17 protein-coding genes, 1 tRNA gene and 1 pseudogene are annotated in these 18,183 nt (G+C 65.3%); 10 read left to right on the forward strand and 9 right to left on the reverse strand.

Going from position 1 to position 18,183, the window contains the following annotated elements; genetic code table 11:
• Positions 1 to 58: 58 nt before the first annotated feature.
• Together adh and MTR62_RS00940 are read right to left on the reverse strand one after the other, a co-directional pair.
• Entirely contained in the window at positions 59 to 1,585 is a 1,527-nt protein-coding gene (gene adh, locus MTR62_RS00935) for an aldehyde dehydrogenase (RefSeq protein ID WP_244016400.1), read from the reverse strand.
• 162 nt (positions 1,586 to 1,747) lie between these two features.
• Positions 1,748 to 2,704 carry a GAF domain-containing protein gene (locus tag MTR62_RS00940; RefSeq protein ID WP_244016401.1) on the reverse strand — a complete coding sequence of 319 codons (957 nt, stop codon included), beginning with the start codon at positions 2,702 to 2,704 and terminating at the stop codon, positions 1,748 to 1,750.
• A 307-nt stretch (positions 2,705 to 3,011) separates the two neighbouring features.
• Between MTR62_RS00940 and MTR62_RS00945 the strand changes: the two genes are divergently transcribed.
• The 7 genes and pseudogenes from MTR62_RS00945 to MTR62_RS00975 all read left to right on the forward strand — a co-directional run bounded on the left by MTR62_RS00945 (position 3,012) and on the right by MTR62_RS00975 (position 8,463).
• On the forward strand, positions 3,012 to 3,884 hold the full coding sequence (locus tag MTR62_RS00945) for a LysR family transcriptional regulator (protein ID WP_244016402.1): 873 nt from the start codon (positions 3,012 to 3,014) through the stop codon (positions 3,882 to 3,884).
• 206 nt (positions 3,885 to 4,090) lie between these two features.
• Positions 4,091 to 5,071: a DUF1852 domain-containing protein gene (locus tag MTR62_RS00950; protein ID WP_244016403.1), complete on the forward strand. Its 981-nt coding sequence runs from the start codon at positions 4,091 to 4,093 to the stop codon at positions 5,069 to 5,071.
• 22 nt (positions 5,072 to 5,093) lie between these two features.
• The gene (locus MTR62_RS00955; RefSeq protein ID WP_244016404.1) at positions 5,094 to 6,125 is read left to right on the forward strand and encodes a methionine synthase; all 1,032 of its coding nucleotides are present in this window, start codon (positions 5,094 to 5,096) and stop codon (positions 6,123 to 6,125) included.
• An 87-nt stretch (positions 6,126 to 6,212) separates the two neighbouring features.
• Entirely contained in the window at positions 6,213 to 6,719 is a 507-nt protein-coding gene (locus MTR62_RS00960) for a flavin reductase family protein (protein ID WP_244016405.1), read from the forward strand.
• Between the two features lie 48 nt (positions 6,720 to 6,767).
• Complete coding sequence (locus tag MTR62_RS00965; protein WP_244016406.1) at positions 6,768 to 7,118, forward strand: hypothetical protein; 351 nt, start codon at positions 6,768 to 6,770, stop codon at positions 7,116 to 7,118.
• Positions 7,119 to 7,426: 308 nt separating this feature from the next.
• Positions 7,427 to 8,101: pseudogene (locus MTR62_RS00970) on the forward strand (IS5 family transposase); the annotation flags it as partial.
• A 134-nt stretch (positions 8,102 to 8,235) separates the two neighbouring features.
• Entirely contained in the window at positions 8,236 to 8,463 is a 228-nt protein-coding gene (locus MTR62_RS00975; protein ID WP_244016407.1) for a site-specific integrase, read from the forward strand.
• 80 nt (positions 8,464 to 8,543) lie between these two features.
• Here MTR62_RS00975 and MTR62_RS00980 read toward each other — a convergent pair.
• The 6 genes from MTR62_RS00980 to aspS all read right to left on the reverse strand — a co-directional run bounded on the left by MTR62_RS00980 (position 8,544) and on the right by aspS (position 13,986).
• A tRNA-Met gene (locus tag MTR62_RS00980) sits at positions 8,544 to 8,620 on the reverse strand.
• A gap of 107 nt (positions 8,621 to 8,727) precedes the next feature.
• Entirely contained in the window at positions 8,728 to 9,270 is a 543-nt protein-coding gene (locus MTR62_RS00985; protein ID WP_244016408.1) for a 2'-5' RNA ligase family protein, read from the reverse strand.
• Positions 9,271 to 9,325: 55 nt separating this feature from the next.
• The gene (gene mltG / locus MTR62_RS00990; protein WP_244016409.1) at positions 9,326 to 10,300 is read right to left on the reverse strand and encodes an endolytic transglycosylase MltG; all 975 of its coding nucleotides are present in this window, start codon (positions 10,298 to 10,300) and stop codon (positions 9,326 to 9,328) included.
• A 25-nt stretch (positions 10,301 to 10,325) separates the two neighbouring features.
• Entirely contained in the window at positions 10,326 to 11,585 is a 1,260-nt protein-coding gene (gene fabF, locus MTR62_RS00995) for a beta-ketoacyl-ACP synthase II (protein ID WP_244016410.1), read from the reverse strand.
• 131 nt (positions 11,586 to 11,716) lie between these two features.
• Complete coding sequence (locus MTR62_RS01000) at positions 11,717 to 11,953, reverse strand: acyl carrier protein (RefSeq protein WP_028657713.1); 237 nt, start codon at positions 11,951 to 11,953, stop codon at positions 11,717 to 11,719.
• A 242-nt stretch (positions 11,954 to 12,195) separates the two neighbouring features.
• The gene (aspS, locus tag MTR62_RS01005) at positions 12,196 to 13,986 is read right to left on the reverse strand and encodes an aspartate--tRNA ligase (protein WP_244016411.1); all 1,791 of its coding nucleotides are present in this window, start codon (positions 13,984 to 13,986) and stop codon (positions 12,196 to 12,198) included.
• A 192-nt stretch (positions 13,987 to 14,178) separates the two neighbouring features.
• Between aspS and MTR62_RS01010 the strand changes: the two genes are divergently transcribed.
• The 3 genes from MTR62_RS01010 (at position 14,179) to MTR62_RS01020 (ending at position 17,408) form a co-directional block, all read left to right on the forward strand.
• Positions 14,179 to 15,219 carry a hypothetical protein gene (locus MTR62_RS01010; RefSeq protein WP_244016412.1) on the forward strand — a complete coding sequence of 347 codons (1,041 nt, stop codon included), beginning with the start codon at positions 14,179 to 14,181 and terminating at the stop codon, positions 15,217 to 15,219.
• A 72-nt stretch (positions 15,220 to 15,291) separates the two neighbouring features.
• On the forward strand, positions 15,292 to 16,515 hold the full coding sequence (gene rnd / locus MTR62_RS01015; RefSeq protein ID WP_244016413.1) for a ribonuclease D: 1,224 nt from the start codon (positions 15,292 to 15,294) through the stop codon (positions 16,513 to 16,515).
• On the forward strand, positions 16,512 to 17,408 hold the full coding sequence (locus MTR62_RS01020) for a hydrogen peroxide-inducible genes activator (RefSeq protein ID WP_244016414.1): 897 nt from the start codon (positions 16,512 to 16,514) through the stop codon (positions 17,406 to 17,408). Before rnd ends, MTR62_RS01020 begins: the two co-directional genes overlap by 4 nt.
• Positions 17,409 to 17,499: 91 nt before the next feature.
• Here the strand turns inward: MTR62_RS01020 and pgsA are convergent, their stop codons facing one another.
• Positions 17,500 to 18,093, reverse strand: a complete 594-nt coding sequence (gene pgsA, locus MTR62_RS01025) for a CDP-diacylglycerol--glycerol-3-phosphate 3-phosphatidyltransferase (protein ID WP_244016415.1) — start codon at positions 18,091 to 18,093, stop codon at positions 17,500 to 17,502.
• Positions 18,094 to 18,183 lie beyond the last annotated feature (90 nt).

The raw sequence follows: 18,183 nt of genomic DNA on the forward strand, positions 1-18,183 counted from the left end.
CTTGGATTGGGGGGAAAGGAAGGCGCGGGTGTCGGGAGAGAGCGCGCCTTCGGTAACCTTAGAAAAAGCCCAGCTTCTTGGGGCTGTAGCTGACCAGCATGTTCTTTGTCTGCTGGTAGTGATCGAGCATCATCCGGTGCGTCTCGCGCCCGATGCCCGACTGCTTGTAGCCACCGAACGCGGCGTGCGCGGGATAGGCGTGGTAGCAGTTGGTCCACACGCGCCCGGCCTGGATCGCCCGGCCGAAGCGATAGCAGGTGTTGGCGTCACGGCTCCACACGCCCGCGCCCAGCCCGAAGAGCGTATCGTTGGCGATCGAGAGCGCCTCGTCGGCGTCCTTGAAGGTCGTCACGGCAAGCACGGGGCCGAAGACCTCCTCCTGGAACAGGCGCATCTTGTTGTGGCCATGGAACACCGTAGGCTGGACGTAGTAGCCGCCCGAAAGTTCGCCACCCAGATCGGTGGCCGCACCGCCCGTCAGCAGCTCGGCGCCTTCCTGCTTGCCGATGTCGACATAGGAGAGGATCTTGTCGCGCTGTTCGGCCGAAGCCTGCGCACCGATCATCGTGGCCATGTCGAGCGGGTTGCCCTGGACGATCGCTTTGACGCGGGCGATCGCGCGCTCCATGAAGCGCTCGTAGATGCTCTCGTGGATCAGCGCACGGCTCGGGCAGGTGCAGACCTCGCCCTGGTTGAGCGCGAACATCACCATGCCTTCGATCGCCTTGTCGAAAAAGTCGTCATCCTCGCGCGCGACGTCCTCGAAGAAGATGTTGGGCGACTTGCCACCCAGCTCGAGCGTCACCGGGATGAGGTTCTGGCTGGCGTACTGCATGATCAGGCGGCCGGTCGAGGTCTCGCCGGTGAACGCGATCTTGGCGATGCGCGGCGAGGAGGCCAGCGGCTTGCCCGCTTCGAGGCCGAACCCGTTGACGATGTTGAGCACGCCGGGCGGCAGCAGATCGCCGACGATGTCGATCCACACCATGATCGAGGCCGGGGTCTGTTCGGCGGGCTTGAGCACGATGCAGTTACCCGCCGCGAGCGCGGGCGCCATCTTCCAGGCGGCCATCAGCAGCGGGAAGTTCCACGGGATGATCTGGCCCACGACGCCGAGCGGTTCGTGGAAGTGGTAGGCGACCATGTCGGCATCGATCTCGCCGATCGAGCCTTCCTGCGCGCGGATCACACCTGCGAAGTAGCGGAAGTGGTCGATGGCGAGCGGAATGTCGGCGGCCATCGTTTCGCGCAGCGGCTTGCCGTTGTCCCAGGTCTCGGCGATGGCGAGCTTTTCGAGGTTTTCTTCCATCCGGTCCGCGATGCGCAGCAGGATGCGCGAACGTTCGGCCGGGGAAGTGTGGCCCCAGGCGTCCTTGGCGGCGTGCGCGGCATCGAGCGCGGCCTCGACATCCTCGGGCTGCGAGCGCGCGATCTCCCCCACCACACGGCCGTTGATCGGGGACAGGTTCTCGAAGTAGCGGCCTGCCTTGGGGGCGACCCAGCGGCCACCGATGAAGTTGTCGTAGCGTTTGGCGAACGGCGCCTCGAGTTCGGACTTCGGGCGACTTTGAACGATGGCATCCATGGCCAATGATCCTCTTCCTGGGGAGTGCAAAAGCGCCATCGCGAGGTGGCGCTTGCCCTCCTACTGGGAGTGCCATGCGCGCAGGAAAAGGCAGGCCCGGAAGATCGCCCCGCCAAAGTGTCTCGATAACGAGACAGATGTTTCGAAAAATCGGTTAGCTGCTCAGAGCTTTAGCCCGGCGCGGGCCATGCGCCGGTAGAACGTCGCCCGGCCGATCCCAAGCAGGCGCGCGGCCTTGCTGGCGTTGCCCTGCGCGCGGGCGAGCGCCTGGCGCAGGACCGTGCGATCGGCCTCGTCGAAGGAGGGCGCCGAGGTCCGGCCCAGCAGCGGGTCAAGCGCGAGCGGAGTTGCCAGCGCCTCGTGCCCGAGCCCCAGTTGCAGGCGGGCACCCCGGCTTGCCCCCACCACCAGATCGTCGCGATCGACCGCCAGCAGCGCGGTTCCCCCCGCCGCCTCATCGGACAGGAACACGATCCGGCTGTCGCGGTAATGGCGGCAGAACAGATCGCGCTCGATCTTGCGCGCGGCATCGCGCACCAGCGCGCCGATCATCTCGGACATCGCCGCGCCCTGATCCTCGCGGTAGGTCGAGGCATCGAGCGCCGCGACGAGACAACCGTGGGCGTCGTGCACGGGCGCATCCATGCAGCTGATCGCGACGTTGCGGCTGGCAAAATGCTGGTCGCGATGGATGATGATCGGCCGGTCCTCGACGAGACAGGTGCCGATGCCGTTGGTGCCCTCCTCGGCTTCGCTCCACCGCGCGCCTTCGACCAGCCCGGCGCGCTCGAACGCCTCGGCGTCGGCCGCGCTTGCCCGTCGTTCGAGCACCACGCCGCTGGCGTCGGTCAGGATCACCGACGATCCCGAAACGCCCACCGCACGAAACAGGCTGTCGAGCACCGGCATGGCGACGTCGAGCATGACTTCATGCTGCGCGCGCAGCGAGGCGAGCGTTTCGCCATCGACCCGCTCGCGCTGGTCGCGCCGTTCGGGATCGAGCCCGTGGCTCAGCACCGAACGGCACCACGAGGCGACGATCGGCGACACGCCCGCCCCGCGGGGCGAGCGAACCGCCTCCAGCACCGCTTCCGCGTGATGCGCCATTGCCTTGCTCATCCAGTCACTCCCAAGCGCAGACGCTCTGCAGGGCAAGTTGCAGGTGGCCTTCCGGCACACCGCTGGCACAGGCCTCGACCCATCCGGTACGCGCCGTCGCAAGCAACTCCCTTCGGGCAGGCCAATCCGGTCGGGGTTACGCAGGCGCACGCGAACCGTTCTCTCGTCCGTGATCGCGATTTTAGGCGCGCGGCGCAGGGCGACGCAAGCCCCCAACGTCCGAACCGTCCAATGGATCACCGCCCCACGACGCCATGACACGGACGCTGGACCCGAGCGCACAGGTATGACATGAATTCATACCATCATGATCGACCTTCAACCCCTGGCCATCCTGCGCGAAATCGACCGGACGGGCAATCTCACCCAGGCGGCCGAACAGCTGTGCCTGACCCAGTCGGCGGTCAGCCACGCCATCCGCCGCTTCGAAGAACGCCACGGGGTCAAGCTGTGGCAGCGCGAGGGGCACAAGCTGCGCTTCACCCTTGCGGGCGAATATCTGCTGGCGCTCGCGCTGCGGGTCCTGCCTCAGCTCGAACACGGGGCCTCGGTGCTGGAAGACTATGCCCGCGGGCGGCGCGGCGCGATCCGGGTGGGGATGGAGTGCCACCCTTGCCAGGACTGGCTGATGCGCGTGGTCGACCCGTTCCTGGCCCAGTGGCCCGATGTTGAACTGGACGTGACGACCGCGTTCCAGTTCGGCGGTCTGGCCGCGCTTCTGGGGCATGAGATCGACCTTCTGGTGACCCCCGACCCGGTCGAGCGGCCTGGCCTCGAATATCGGCCGGTGTTCGACTACGAACTGGTTCTGGCGGTCGCGCAAACCCATCCCCTGGCGCAGAAATCACGGGTCGCCCCGGCCGATCTGGCAAGCGAGGTCCTGATCACCTACCCCGTCTCGCGCGAGCGGCTGGACATCTACACCCGCTTCCTCGTCCCCGCCCACGCCCTGCCGCGCCGCCATCGCACCGTGGAGACGACCGACCTCATGCTGCGCCTCGTCGCATCGGGTCGGGCCGTCAGCGCGACCCCCAACTGGCTGCTGCGCGGGGCCAAGGGGGTCAAGGGCGTGCGCATCGGCGAGGGCATCTTCAAGTCCATTCACCTGGGCCATCGCACCGGCGACATTCCCGGCTATCTCGAAGGCTTCGTACACCTCGCACAAACCGTCGAGGTCTGAGCACCCCTGCGACGAGGCGCCTGCGCTCCCAATCATGACCAGGCATCATGGTTTCGCCAAATATTGTCATTTGAGTTCATGTTTGTTTTGCGGGATTGGGGGCCTCCAGACGGCACGGCCCCATCGGCGCTGGCCTGACCGCCCCGGCCAGCCGTGCCCGGCACACGCCGCGGCGCCTCCACGAACGCACCATCGGACATCCGCTCATGACGACCAGAGACATCACCTTCGCGATCAAGCGCACCCGGTTCGACGAAAACTACGCGCCGGCCAAGGGCACGCGCCTCACCACCAATTTCGCCAACCTGGCGCGCGGCGAATGGCGCCAGGAGAACCTGCGCAACGCGCTGCGCATGATCGACAACCGCTTCAATGACCTCGCCCACTGGGACAATCCCGAAAGCGACCGCTACACTGTCGCGCTTGACATCGTCTCGGCCGAAATGCGCATCACGGGCGCGGAGCAGACGTTTCCGGCGATCGAACTGCTCCATACGACGATCCACGATCGCCAGACCGGCAGGCGGATCGACGGCCTCGTCGGCAACAGCTTCTCCTCCTATGTGCGCGACTACGATTTCAGCGTCCGCCTGCCCGATCACAACAAGGACCGGACCCAGTTCGAGGTACCCGAAAACTTCGGCGAACTGCACGCCAAAGTGTTCAGGGCGCTCCTCGCCGCGCCCGACTTCGCACGGGCCTTCCCCAAGCCGCCGGTGATCTGCCTCAGCGTTTCGGAGAACAAGGTCTATCACCGCAAGGCCAACCGGCACCCGGTCCTGGGCGTCGAATACGCGCCGAACGAGACCTCGCTGACCGAACACTATTTTTGCAAGATGGGCCTGCAGGTGCGCTACTTCATGCCGCCCAAGAGCGTTGCCCCGCTGGCCTTCTATTTCTTCGGTGACCTGCTCAACGACTACACGGCGCTTGAACTCATCGGCACGATCAGCACGATGGAGGCCTTCCAGAAGATCTACCGTCCCGAGATCTACAACGCCAACTGCGTGGCCGGGCCCTGCTTCAAGCCGAGCCTGAAGCACCAGGATTTCTCGAACACCCGCGTCGTCTACGACCGCGAGGAACGCGCCCGCCTGGCGAGCGAACAGGGCCGCTTCACGGACGAGCACCTCATCACCCCCCACCGCGCCTTCCTCGAGCGCTGGGCCGCCCAGCCTGCCCTCTGATCCAAGACGAGACTTCGCTTTCATGAACACGCTCCTCCCCTCCTCGACCGCGGGCAGCCTGCCCAAGCCCTCCTGGCTGGCCGAACCCGAAAAGCTCTGGTCGCCCTGGACGATGGACGGCGAAGACCTCGCCGAGGCCAAGCGCGATGCCTTGCGCATCGCGCTGCTCGAACAGCAGGCCGCCGGGATCGACATCGTCAGCGACGGTGAGCAGACCCGCCAGCATTTCGTGACGACCTTCATCGAGCATCTCTCCGGGGTCGATTTCGAACGCCGTGAGACGGTCACCATCCGCAACCGCTACGAAGCCAGCGTGCCGAGCGTGGTGGGCACCGTTGCGCGCGAAAGGCCCGTCTTTGTCGAGGACGCGCGCTTCCTACGCCAGCAGACCAGCGCCCCGATCAAGTGGGCCCTGCCCGGCCCGATGACGATGATCGACACCCTCTATGACGCCCACTACAAGAGCCGCGAAAAGCTCGCCTTCGAATTCGCGGCAATCCTCAACCAGGAAGCCAGGGAGCTCGAAGCCGCCGGCGTCGACATCATCCAGTTCGACGAGCCCGCCTTCAACGTGTTCTTCGACGAGGTCAACGACTGGGGCATCGCCGCGCTCGAACGCGCGATCGAAGGGCTGCGCTGCGAAACCGCGGTCCACATCTGCTACGGCTACGGCATCAAGGCGAATACCGACTGGAAGAAGACGCTCGGCCCGCAATGGCGCCAGTACGAGCAGACCTTCCCCCGGCTTCAGGCCTCGAACATCGCGATCATTTCGCTCGAATGCCACAATTCGTACGTGCCGATGGACCTGATCGAACTGATCCGCGGCAAGAAGGTCATGGTCGGCGCGATCGACGTGGCCAGCAACACGATCGAGACCCCCGAGGAGGTCGCGGCGACCTTGCGCAAGGCGCTCGAATTCGTCGATGCCGACAAGCTCTACCCCAGCACGAACTGCGGGATGGCGCCGCTCTCGCGCCGTGTCGCGAGGGGCAAGCTCAACGCGCTTGGCGCAGGGGCCCAAATCGTGCGCCGCGAACTCGCCGGAGCGTAACGCGCCGCGCATCCGCCTTGCGATCCGCCGCCGCCCGGCACGGCGGATCGCTGCGCGAGCCTCCCCTCTTTTGCAAAACGGAGCCCCATGCCCGACACCGCCACGCGTGAGCCCTGCGCGCCCGCGACGATTAGCCCCCGCCGCCTGCGCGATTGTTGCGGCCGCTTCACCACCGGCGTCACCGTCGTCACCACCCGCACGGCGCTGGGCGACCACGGCATGACGGTCAGCGCCTTCATGTCGGTCTCGCTCGATCCGCCGCTGATCGCCGTCGCGCTCGACAGCCGATCGCGGATGCTCGCCAGGGTGGGAGTTTCGGGCCGCTTTGCCGTCAGCGTGCTGGCGCAATCCATGCACGAACACGCGCTGCATTTCGCCGGACGCCCGAACGAGGCCTTGCAGGACCTCTTCGAGGAGCGTCACGGCCTTCCCGTGCTGCGCGCAGCGAGCGCGATCATGCTCGCCGACGTCGCGCAGCGGATCGAGGCTGGCGACCACGTCCTGCTCCTTGGCAAGGTCACCCATCTGGAAAGCGATCCGGCCGCGGCGCCCCTCGTCTACCACGCGGGCCAGTTCCACAGACTGGCCGGCTAGGTCCCTTCGGCCCCAAGCCTCCCCCTCCCGCTTGCGGGAGGGGGAGGCTTGGCAGAGCCTCGCGAACCTGGTCGCAGCGGGGTAGGCGCAGGCCAGCCCGAGGAATACGGGTACGGCTCGCGATCATCGCGTTCTGCCAAAAAACAGTCCACCGAGCGCGCAGGCAAGCATGGCAAGACCGGCCGCAAGGAAGGCATCGCTGTAGGAAAGAAGCAGCGCCTGCTTGTGTATCTGCCCGTCGATGAGCGAAAGTGCCGTCGGCCGCAAGAGTTCGCTCGCCTTGCCGGAAAGTGGCTCGTACCGGTCAAGCGGATGGCCTGCGAGAGTCCCGGCGGTGTCGACGATCCGTTCGCGAAAGGCCTGCGACCAACGAAGTCGATACGCAGGGGAATGCGCTAGCCGATCTTGGTAAAGTTGCCCGTGGCGTTGTCGGGCGGCAGCAGTGCGAAGTCGGGCGGCAGCAGTGCGAACTGCGCGCCCGAGGCAGGGGCAAGACTGTCGAGGCGGCCTTTGAAGGCCGCGCCGTCGAGCGCGTCGACCGTAACCGTGACCGGCTGCCCGCTGTGAAGCCGCCCCGGCGCAGGCTGCGCTGCCCGATGGTGCCCGCAATCGGGGCACGGATCACGGTATGCTCAAGGTCGAGCCGGGCCGCCCCCAGCGCCGCACGGGCCTGAACGAGCGCGCCGCGCGCCTTGTTGAGTTGGGCCAACGCACTGCTCTATCTGGCTTCGGCCGGGTGTGCCTGGCGCCTGCTGCCCAAGCGCTTTCCGCCGGTCTCGACGGTTCGGCGCTATTTCTACGCCTGGCGTAACGCGGGAGTGTTCGAGGTGATGAACACGCTGCTGGTCATGAACCTGCGAGAGATCGAGGGGCGCGAAGCTTCTCCCAGTGCGGGCATCATCGATAGCCAGAGCGTGAAAACGACCGAGAGCGGCGGTCCGAGTGGGTATGACGCGGGCAAGAAAGTCAAAGGTCGAAAGCGTCATATCCCGACCGACACCTCCGGCTTTCTGATCTCCATCCTCGTGCACACCGCCGATATTCAGGATCGTGATGGCGCCGTGCTCAACAGGATTTGCCAGCGCTTCCCCTGGCTGCGCCATATCTTTGCCGATGGCGGCTACGCCGGTGACAATCTCACGAGAGCGCTCGCCGGTGAGGGGCATTGGGTAATCGAGATCATCAAGCGATCCTTCGATCAAGCCAAGGTCTTCGAAGTCCTCCCGCGCCGCTGGGCCGTCGAGCGCACGTTCGCCTGGCTGGGACGGTGTCGCCGCCTCGCAAAGGACTGGGAAGCGACCATCGCCTCTTCAACCGCCTGGGCTATGATCGCTTCTATCCGCATGCTCATCCGCAGAACCACAAGGTATTGCTATGCCTGAGGAACTTTTGAATCGGGCTCTTAGAGCCCTCTCTGATTGGGGCCTCGTGGGTCAAGCTGCTTCCTNTGCAAGATACTGTTATACTTGATGAACTTTTGAACCAGGCTCTAAGAACGCCGTGCAGGCGACGGAGAATGGCGTGCATCAAGGCCGGTGTGACGGGTGTGACGTTCCACGATCTTCGCGGCACCGCCGTCACGCGCCTAGCGATCGCGGGTGCCGCCGTACCGGAAATCGCGACCATCACCGGCCACAAATTGAAGGAGGTCGGGAGCATCCTGGATGCCCACTACATGAGCCGCGATCGAGCCCTAGGCCAGGCCGCCATTCGCAAGCTCGAAGAGAACCATTCTCCTAAATAAGCCCCCAAACGCGCCTCGCGCGTCCAGTTCAACATCGGAAAAATGCAATAAAAAACCCCGGAAAAACCGTGGCTTATAGGTGGTAGCGGAGGAGGGACTCGAACCCCCGACACGCGGATTATGATTCCGCTGCTCTAACCAGCTGAGCTACTCCGCCATACCAGTTCCGAACGCTAGGTCCGGGCCAATGTGGCGCCCCGTTGTCCGGGGCAGGTGCGTGCCTTTAGGGGGGGGAATCGCGTTGGTCAACATCGAAAAAACAAATCAGCCACGAAAAGTGAAAAGCCGGATCGGGTGCCACAGACCTTCCTCCCAGGCGTAGAGGCCGAGCCCGCGAAACCGGAAGCGGCGGGCGGGCAGTTTCGGGCCGATTTCGGCTTGAAGTGCACGTGCTTCATGCCGGCTGACCTTGTTCTGGATCGTCACGTGGAGGCGCAGTGGCTGCATGTCCTGGCGCGTCAAAAGCCCATGCAGCCGTTCGGCAAACGCGGCGTGGAGCCTCTCCAAGGCCGGGGACTTGATTCGGATCGCCGTCCCCTGCTCCAGCGTCATCAAGCCATCGATCGATGCCGGAGGCGGCGGCTGGCGCGAAAAGTCCGCCAAATACTGAACCACTTCATCCTCGACCGAGGGCGGCAGAGCATAGAACAGCGTCACATGGGCGCGCAGGTGATTGCGCTCGGCCGGATAGTGGGCTTGGCGCAGGGCGTTGGCCCAAGCGAGCACATCGCCCGGCAGTTCAGCGGCGACCACGAGCGGCGCTCCGGAGGGCCGAGCAGCCCCCAGGATCTTGCCGGCCCGGTTCACCGCGCCCCGCCGCCCCATCGGCGCAGGACCCGGCGCAGGACAGCGTGCGGCGCGATCAGATCTCGCCTCGCTTGCGGCGGATCGCGAACCACTTCTTCACGTTCTCGTTATGCTCGGCCAGTGTCGACGCAAAGACGTGCCCCCCCGTCCCATCGGCCACCATGTAGAGCGCATCGGTCTTGGCCGGGTGCAGCACCGCCGCGATCGAGGCCTTGCCCGGATTGCAGATCGGATGCTTGGGCAGCCCCAACATGGTGTAGGTGTTGTAGTCGTTGATTGCCTGGATTTCGGACTGACGGATGCGTCGGCCCAGGGGCTTGCCCTTGGTTATCGGGTAGATGATCGTCGGATCGGCCTGGAGCAGCATGCCCTGCTTCAGCCGATTGGAGTAGAGCCCGGCGACGATTCGACGCTCACTGCCCTTACCCGTTTCCTTTTCGACGATCGAAGCAAGCACGAGGGCTTCCTCAGGTGTCTTGACCGCAAGGTCAGGATCACGCTTGGCCCAAAGCTCCTTGAGTTCGCGGCTCATCCCCGCCTGCATCCGGCGCACGACATCCTCGCGCGTTTCGCCCTTTTCGATCGCATAAGTATCGGGAAGGATCGAGCCTTCCTCGGGCACCGCAAGATCACCGGTGAGCGCGGCCTGCGCCTCGAGCCGGTCGTAGACCATGATCGAGGGCATCCCCTCAGGAATGGTCACGACACGGCGGATGACATCGTCGCTGGTTATGATCGACAGCACGCGCGAGGCGCTGGCGTGCGCGGGGATGGCGAATTCCCCCGCCTTGATCGAACGCCCGCCACCGAACAGCCGCGCCCGGAAGGCAAAGCCGTCGCTCGAAGCGACGATGCCCTGCTCTTCCAGGCCGTTAGCCACGGTCGAAAGGCTGTCACCGGTGTGCACGATGAACGAGCCGTCCTTCGCGAGCGGACCGGAGCCATACCAGCCGCCCACGAAACTCCACAGCACGATCCCGCTGGCCAGAACGAGGGCCGCCAGCAGGGCGTACGTGCGTCGCGACATCATGATGCCGAACCTTTCGAAATGCCGGTCAGTCGATCTTCTTCATGATCAGGCTGGCGTTGGTGCCACCAAAACCGAAGGAGTTGTTGAGTACGGCGCGCACTTCGCGCTTGCGCGCGGTGTGCGCAACGAGGTCGACGCCTTCGCAGCCCTCGGACGGGCTGTCGAGGTTGAGCGTGGGGGGCACGATCTGATCGCGCATCGCCAGGATGCAGAAGATCGATTCCACCGCGCCCGCGCCGCCCAGAAGGTGGCCGATCGCCGACTTGGTCGAGCTCATCGAGACCGAGTCCATCGCGTCACCGAACAGACGGCGCACCGCGCCCAGTTCGATCGTGTCGGCCATGGTCGAAGTGCCATGCGCGTTGATGTAGTCGATGTCGGCCGGCGTCATGCCCGCCTTCTTGAGCGCAGCGGCCATCGAACGGTAGGCGCCATCCATTTCCGGATCGGGAGCGGTCACGTGATAGGCATCGCCCGACAGGCCATAACCCACGACTTCGGCGTAAATCTTCGCGCCGCGCGCCTTGGCGTGCTCGTATTCCTCGAGCACGAGGACGCCCGCGCCCTCGCCCATAACGAAGCCGTCGCGGTCCTTGTCGTAAGGACGGCTGGCCTGCTCGGGCCGGTCGTTGAAGCTGCAGTTGAGCGCACGCGCCTGCGCGAAGCCGGCGATGCCGATCGGGCAGATGGTCGATTCGGCGCCGCCTGCGAGCATGATGTCCGCATCATCGTCGCGGATCATGCGCGCGGCGTCACCGATCGAGTGCGCGCCGGTCGAACACGCGGTGACGACCGCGTGATTGGGCCCCTTGAGGCCGTACTTGATCGAGACCTGGCCCGAGATGAGGTTGATCAGGCGTCCGTGCACGAAGTGCGGCGAGACTCGGCCCGGACCACGGTTGGCCAGCACCAGCGATTCGCTCTCGATACCCGGCAGGCCGCCGATGCCCGAACCGATCGAGCAACCCGCGCGCAGCTTGGTGGCTTCGTCCAGATCGGTCAGCCCGGCGTCTTCGAGCGCCTGGCCCGCGGCATCGATGCCGAAGACGATGAAGGGGTCAACCTGGCGCTGGATCTTGGGGTCCACGCGCTTGTTGGCATCGAATCCGTACTCGTGATCGGCGGGCTTGACCTCGCAGGCGATCTTGCACTTCTGATCCGACGCATCGAACTTGGTGATGGGTCCAGCGCCACTCTTGCTGGCGAGGATGTTCTTCCAGGTCGTTTCCACATCAGCCCCGAGCGGGGTGACGAGGCCAAGTCCGGTGACGACGACACGACGCATTCTTATGCTCTCCGAAACGGCAACAGGCCCGCCCCCTTAGAGGTCGAGCCTGTCGATTTCAATCCAGTTGCCCGCATTTCGGCCAAGCGCGCCGCGAAGGCGCGCCTGCCCTGGGCGCGGGCGGGGCCAGATCAGCCCTTGTTCTCGTCGATGTACTTGATCGCATCCGAGACGGTGCTGATCTTCTCAGCGGCATCATCGGGGATCTCGACGCCGAATTCTTCCTCGAAGGCCATGACCAGCTCGACGATGTCGAGCGAGTCTGCGCCCAGATCGTCGATGAAGCTGGCATCTTCGGTGACCTTGTCGGCTTCGACGCCAAGGTGCTCGACGACGATCTTCTTAACCCGATCGGCGGTATCGCTCATGTGTATAGACCCCTTCAAAAAGCGGAGGATTAATTTTCGCCTGAGGCCCTACTCAGAAGGCCCGGCGCTGGCAAGTGTTGCCGAAAAGTTCGCGAAACGCGCTTTGTCGCACGCGGCGGGGCTTTTCAAGGCAAATCGCAAGCCAAAGCCTGAAACCGGGCATTTTTTGCGCCGGAAAAACGCTGTGGAACCATTTGCCGCGAACCCTGCTCCCGGCCTCGCAAGGAGGCCGGGACAGCGGATCAGCCCGCGCTCTTCTGCGCTTCGACCACACGCATGTGCAGTTCGCGCAGCTGGCGCGGTTCGGCAGGCGTGGGCGCGCCCATCAGCAGATCCTCGGCGCGCTGGTTCATCGGGAACAGCGAGATTTCGCGCAGGTTCTGCGCCCCGCACAGCAGCATCACGATGCGATCAACGCCCGCAGCCATACCGCCGTGCGGCGGCGCGCCGTACTGGAACGCACGGTAGAGGCCGCCGAAGCGTTCCTCGACGTCCGCCTTGGTGAGGCCCACCTTCTCGAACGCGGCGACCATCAGTTCCGGGCTCTGGTTACGGATCGAGCCCGAGGCGATCTCGAATCCGTTGCAGACCAGATCGTACTGATAGGCCTTGATCGTGAGCGGGTCCTGGTTTTCGAGCGCGTCCATCCCGCCCTGCGGCATCGAGAACGGGTTGTGCGCGAAATCGACCTTCTTGTTGTCCTCGTCCCACTCGTAGAACGGGAAGTCGACGATCCAGCACAGCTCGTAACGGTCCTTGTCGATGAGGTCGAGCTGCTCGGCCACGCGGGTGCGGGCAAGGCCGGCAAGCTTGGCCGCCTGCTCGGGCTTGCCGGCGGCGAAGAACACGCCGTCGTTGGGACCAAGGCCGAGCGCCTCGATAAGCGCCGCGGTCTTTTCCTCACCGTGGTTCTTGGCGATCGGGCCGCCCGGAGCGCCATCCTTGATGTTGATGTAGCCAAGCCCGGAGAAGCCCTCGCCGCGCGCCCAGTTGTTCATGTCGTCAAAGAACTTGCGGCTGCCTGCGCCCGCGCCCGGAGCCGGGATCGCACGGATCACGCCGCCACCAGCCACGATCCCGGCAAAGATGCCGAAGCCCGATTCGACAAAGTGGTCGGTCACGTCCTTGATGAGGATCGGGTTGCGCAGGTCAGGCTTGTCCGAACCGTAGTCGAGCATCGACTGGGCGTAGGGAATGCGGCGGAATTCACCCGAGGGGGTAACCGGCTTGTCGCCTGCGAAGTCCGCAAAGATGCCCTGCATGACCGGCTCCATCGTCTCCCATATCTCTTCCTGGGTGACGAAGCTCATCTCGAGGTCGAGCTGGTAGAATTCGCCCGGCAGGCGATCGGCGCGCGGGTCCTCGTCGCGAAAGCACGGCGCGATCTGGAAGTAGCGGTCGAACCCGGCGACCATGAGCAGCTGCTTGTACTGCTGCGGAGCCTGGGGCAGCGCGTAGAACTTGCCCGCGTGGATGCGGCTGGGAACCAGGAAATCGCGCGCGCCTTCGGGCGAGGACGCGGTCAGGATAGGCGTCGAATATTCGGTGAAACCAACGCCTTCCATGGCCTTGCGCATGGCCGAGATGATCTTCGTGCGCTTGACGATGTTGGCGTGCAGCGTCTCGCGGCGCAAGTCGAGGAAGCGGTACTTGAGGCGGATGTCCTCGGGGTATTCCTGCTCGCCGGCGACCGGCATGGGCAGTTCCTCGGCCTTGCCCAGCACCGTCACCGAGCGCGCATAGACCTCGATCTCGCCGGTCGCGAGGTTGGCGTTGACGGTCTCGGGCGTGCGCGCCTTGACCGTGCCCTCGATGGTCACGACCGATTCCTGGCGCAGCGAATCGAGCACGGCCAGCGCCGGGCTGTCGCTGTCGGTCACGACCTGGGTCATGCCGTAGTGATCGCGCAGGTCGACGAACAGGACGCCGCCATGGTCGCGCTTGCGGTGGACCCAGCCCGACAGGCGCACCGTCTGGCCGACGTCGGCCGCCGACAGGGCGCCGCAGGTGTGGGAACGATAGGGATGAGTCATGTCGCTGGGCTTCTTCTTCGCGAAAATTCGTGTTCTGCGCGCGTCCCCTAGTCGAGTGGCGCGCCGATTTCCAGACATCGAATGAACCGCCCCCTTCCCCCTCCCCGCAGGCACCCCCGCCAGGACCCCGCGTAACCCCACGTAAACCATTGCCGTTTAATCCCCGTTCACGCGGGTCGGATGGAGGTGAAAATGTTGGCAGAAGTCACGATCGACGGTGTCGAAGCGGAAGGCTTGCGCGCCGCGATCGAGGACATGGTCCGTCGCGAACACGCGGACGAGGCCGCAGGGGCCTTACGCGAAAAGCTGGCCCCGCTGTGCGCCGCGAACGCGCCCCTGCCCGCCGCGTTCCTCCAGGTCGCCGCCCCGGACGTCGATTTCGTCGGCTGGAACCTGCTCGCCGATGCGGTCTGGAAACTCGACCAATGCGGCGAGCCGGTCGCCGCGATCGGCTTCGAGATGAGCCCCGAAGAACGCGACGAGGCGGGCGAACCGCGCCTGGCCACGCGCTTCTTCTTCGACACCGCCTGGCCGTTTTCCGAAAGCAGCCACACCGAACTGCTCGAAGCCTATGACGAATTCGGCACCGCCTGGGACAACGAGCACGCCGACACCGACGAGACGCTGGTCGCGCTCGACGGGCTGGCCGGGATGGCCGGCGCGCTCGACGCGCTGCGCAACCAGGCGCAGCGGCACAGCGACATCGTGGTCGCCCAGGCCGAATTTCTCGGCACGCTCTATCTTGCCGTCCTGTTTCACATCGCGGTGCGCGACAGGGCACTGCGCGAGGGATTGGGGCGCCCGATGGCGTTCCTGGCCGGAACGCGCGGCGTCGTGCTGGCGCTGAACGCGCCCGCCCTGGCCGCAGGCGCCGCGCAAACATCGCGCAAGACCGCGCAGACGGCTTCGGCCCCTGCGATTCCCAGCGCCTTCGAACCGGCCGAGGCGCCCGAACTCCCCTTAAGCCAGTTCGAAAGCGGCCCTGAAGGAGGCTTCACGCCACCGGACAGCCCCGAGGAAGCCGCTCCGAACGCGCCGGGGCTCGCCGCGCTGATCGCAAGCGCGAGCGATCCCGATCCGGGCGATGATCCCGAAGGCTGGCACCTGCCGCCACCGGGCATCCACACCACCGGCACGCAGCTGCGCCGCCGCCTGGTGACCGAGGAAAGCATCGCCGAACTGGAGGAAACGGGTCGCACCAGCCTCCTTTCCAGGCTCTTTCGACGCCGATAGCGCGCGACAATTACCGTTCGAGGCACGGCTGGCGTTGATCCGCCGCCGCGTTCGGCGTAACGCCGGTGACACATGAAGATTCACACACTGATAACCGACAGCGACGAACTCGCCCAACTCTGTGACCGCCTGGCAAAGTCCGACTTTGTCACCGTGGACACCGAGTTCATGCGCGAGAACACCTATTGGCCCGAGCTGTGCCTGGTCCAGATCGCCAACACCGAGGAAGCCGCCGCGATCGATCCGCTGGCGCCCGGTATCGACCTCACCCCGCTTTACGACCTGCTCACGCTCAACCATGACGTGCTCAAGGTCTTCCACGCGGGCGGTCAGGACGTCGAAATCATCTTCAACGCGACCGGGCGCACCCCGGCGCCGATCTTCGACACCCAGATCGCGATGATGGCGGTGAGCCAGTCCGAACAGATCGGCTATTCCAACCTCGTCGAATCCTGGCTTGGTCTCACGATCGACAAGGGCGCGCGTTTCACCGACTGGTCGCGCCGCCCGCTGACCGAGCGCCAGATCGAATACGCCATCGGCGACGTCACCCATCTCTCGAAGATCTTCCCCAAGATCCTCAAGCGCCTGATCAAGACAGAGCGCGGTTCGTGGCTCGACCAGGAAATGGAAAAGCTCGCCAATCCCGAGCATTACCGCAACGACCCGACCCAGGCCTGGCGCCGCATCAAGGCCGCCGGGCGCAACCCGCTGATGCTGGGCCGCCTGCGCGCGATCGCGGAGTGGCGCGAACTCGAGGCGCAGAGCAAGAACATCCCGCGCGGGCGCATCGCGCGCGACGAAACGCTGGCTGACCTCGCCAGCCATCCGCCCAAGCAGCAGGCCGATCTCGCCAAAGTGCGCGGCCTCTCGCAAGGCTGGCGCGACAACGACATCGGCAAGCGCCTGATGGCGACCATCGCCAAGGCCCAGCCGCTGAGCGACGACGAACTGCCCCCGCGCCAGCCGCGTGGCGCGCCGCTGGGCAAGGAAGGCGCGCTGGTCGCCGACCTGCTCAAGCTGCTGCTCAAGATCCGCGCCCGCGAAATCGACGTCGCCGCCCGCCTGCTCACCCGCAGCGATGAGCTTGAGATGCTCGCCGCGGGCGTGCGCAAGAACCTGCCGATCCTGGAAGGCTGGCGCTACGAGGTGTTCGGCAAGGACGCGCTCGAGCTGGTCGAGGGACGCCTCGCCTTCGCAGTCGAGAAGGGACGCCTCAAGATGACCCGCGTGAGCGACGATTCGCAGCTGTTTGCCGGAGAAAACGCCAGCCTGGCGGACGACACCGAGGCATGACCGTCTACCAGCCGACGCTCAAGCAGCTTCAGTATCTGGTCGCCCTGCACGAACACGGGCATTTCGGCCGCGCGGCCGATGCCTGTTTCGTGTCGCAGTCGACGCTTTCAGCGGGCCTGCGCGATCTGGAGACGCTGCTCGACGTGACGCTGGTCGAACGGACCAAGCGCGCGGTACGCTTTACGCCGCTGGGCAATGCGGTGGTCGCCAAGGCGCACCGCATCCTGCGCGAAACCGAAGAACTGTCCGAACTCGTCCAGTCGAGCGGCAAGCCGCTTTCGGGCGAGGTGCGCATGAGCGTGATCCCCACGATCGCGCCGTTCCTGCTGCCCCGGATGCTGCCGCGCCTGCGCCGCGAGCGGCCTAACCTGCGGCTGTTCCTGCGCGAGGAACCCAGCCAGGCGGCGATCGAATCGCTCCACCACGGCCGGGCCGATTGCGTGCTGCTCGCCCTGCCCTACGCGACCGGCGAGGTTGAAAAGGAGACGATCGAACTCGACGCCTTCTTCGTCGCCTTCCCCGCCGACGATCCGCGCGATCCGCCGCAGGAAGTGGGGCCGGACATCATCGATGAGAACCGCCTGCTGCTGCTCGAAGACGGGCACTGCCTCAAGGACCACGCGCTGGCCGCGTGCAACCGTCCCGAACTGCGCGCCTCGGCGACGATGATCGGCACCTCGCTGCACACCCTGGTGCAGATGGTCGATAATGGCCTGGGCCTGACCATGTTGCCCGAAATGGCGCTCGACGCCGGAATTCTCAACGGCACCAACGTGGTCGCCCGGCCGCTCATCTCGGCCAACGCCAACCGCGAGATCACGCTCGTCTGGCGCAAGAATTCACCCCGCTCGGACGAATTTCGCATGCTCGCGGACGAATTGCGCGCGGGCTGACAGCGCACCTGCTCCCGGCCAGCGCACGGCCTGCACCTTTCCTGCGTCGGCCTGTTCCACGCAGAGCCTTCGCCAAGGCTCTCGCCCGCCGTCAATCCATGTGCTTGAGGCCGACGCGCAGGTAATCCCACCCGGTAATCAGCGTCAGCACCGCCGCGCCCCACAGCGTGGTCAGCCCGACCGTGTGCGGCAGGTTGATCGCGATCCCGCCAAAGGGCACGTTCCACCATGGCATGGCCCGCCCCAGGATCAGCGCACCTAGCGAAATCATCTGGAACGTGGTCTTCCACTTGGCCAGCTTGCTGACCGGGATCGACACCTGGAGCGGCCCGAGAAATTCGCGCAGGCCCGACACCGCGATCTCGCGGATGAGGATGATGAGCCCGGCGATGACATGCATGTCGCCAACGTAAGGCCCGCGCAGGATGCCCTGCGCGGTAAGCACCAGGATGACCGCCGCGACCATGATCTTGTCCGCGATGGGGTCCAGAAAAATCCCCAGTTTCGAGACAGTTCCACTCGACCGGGCGAGATAGCCGTCAAAATAGTCGGTGATCCCCATCAGGCAGTAGAGCCCGAAGGCCAGCCCATAGCCCACTTCCCACGACGGCCACCACAACAGGAAGGCCAGCAGGGGGACCGTGACGATGCGCGAAAGGGTCAGGATATTGGGTAAGGTGAGCATGCAGCGCCCCCATAGCGCCTAAACCATGACGGAATAAAGTGCGTATCGGGGGTTGTGCGCTCGGCCCACCGCTTTATGGGTTCGGCCCGA

It is taken from the genome of Novosphingobium organovorum, from assembly GCF_022832435.1.
GTDB classification, from domain to species: domain Bacteria; phylum Pseudomonadota; class Alphaproteobacteria; order Sphingomonadales; family Sphingomonadaceae; genus Novosphingobium; species Novosphingobium organovorum.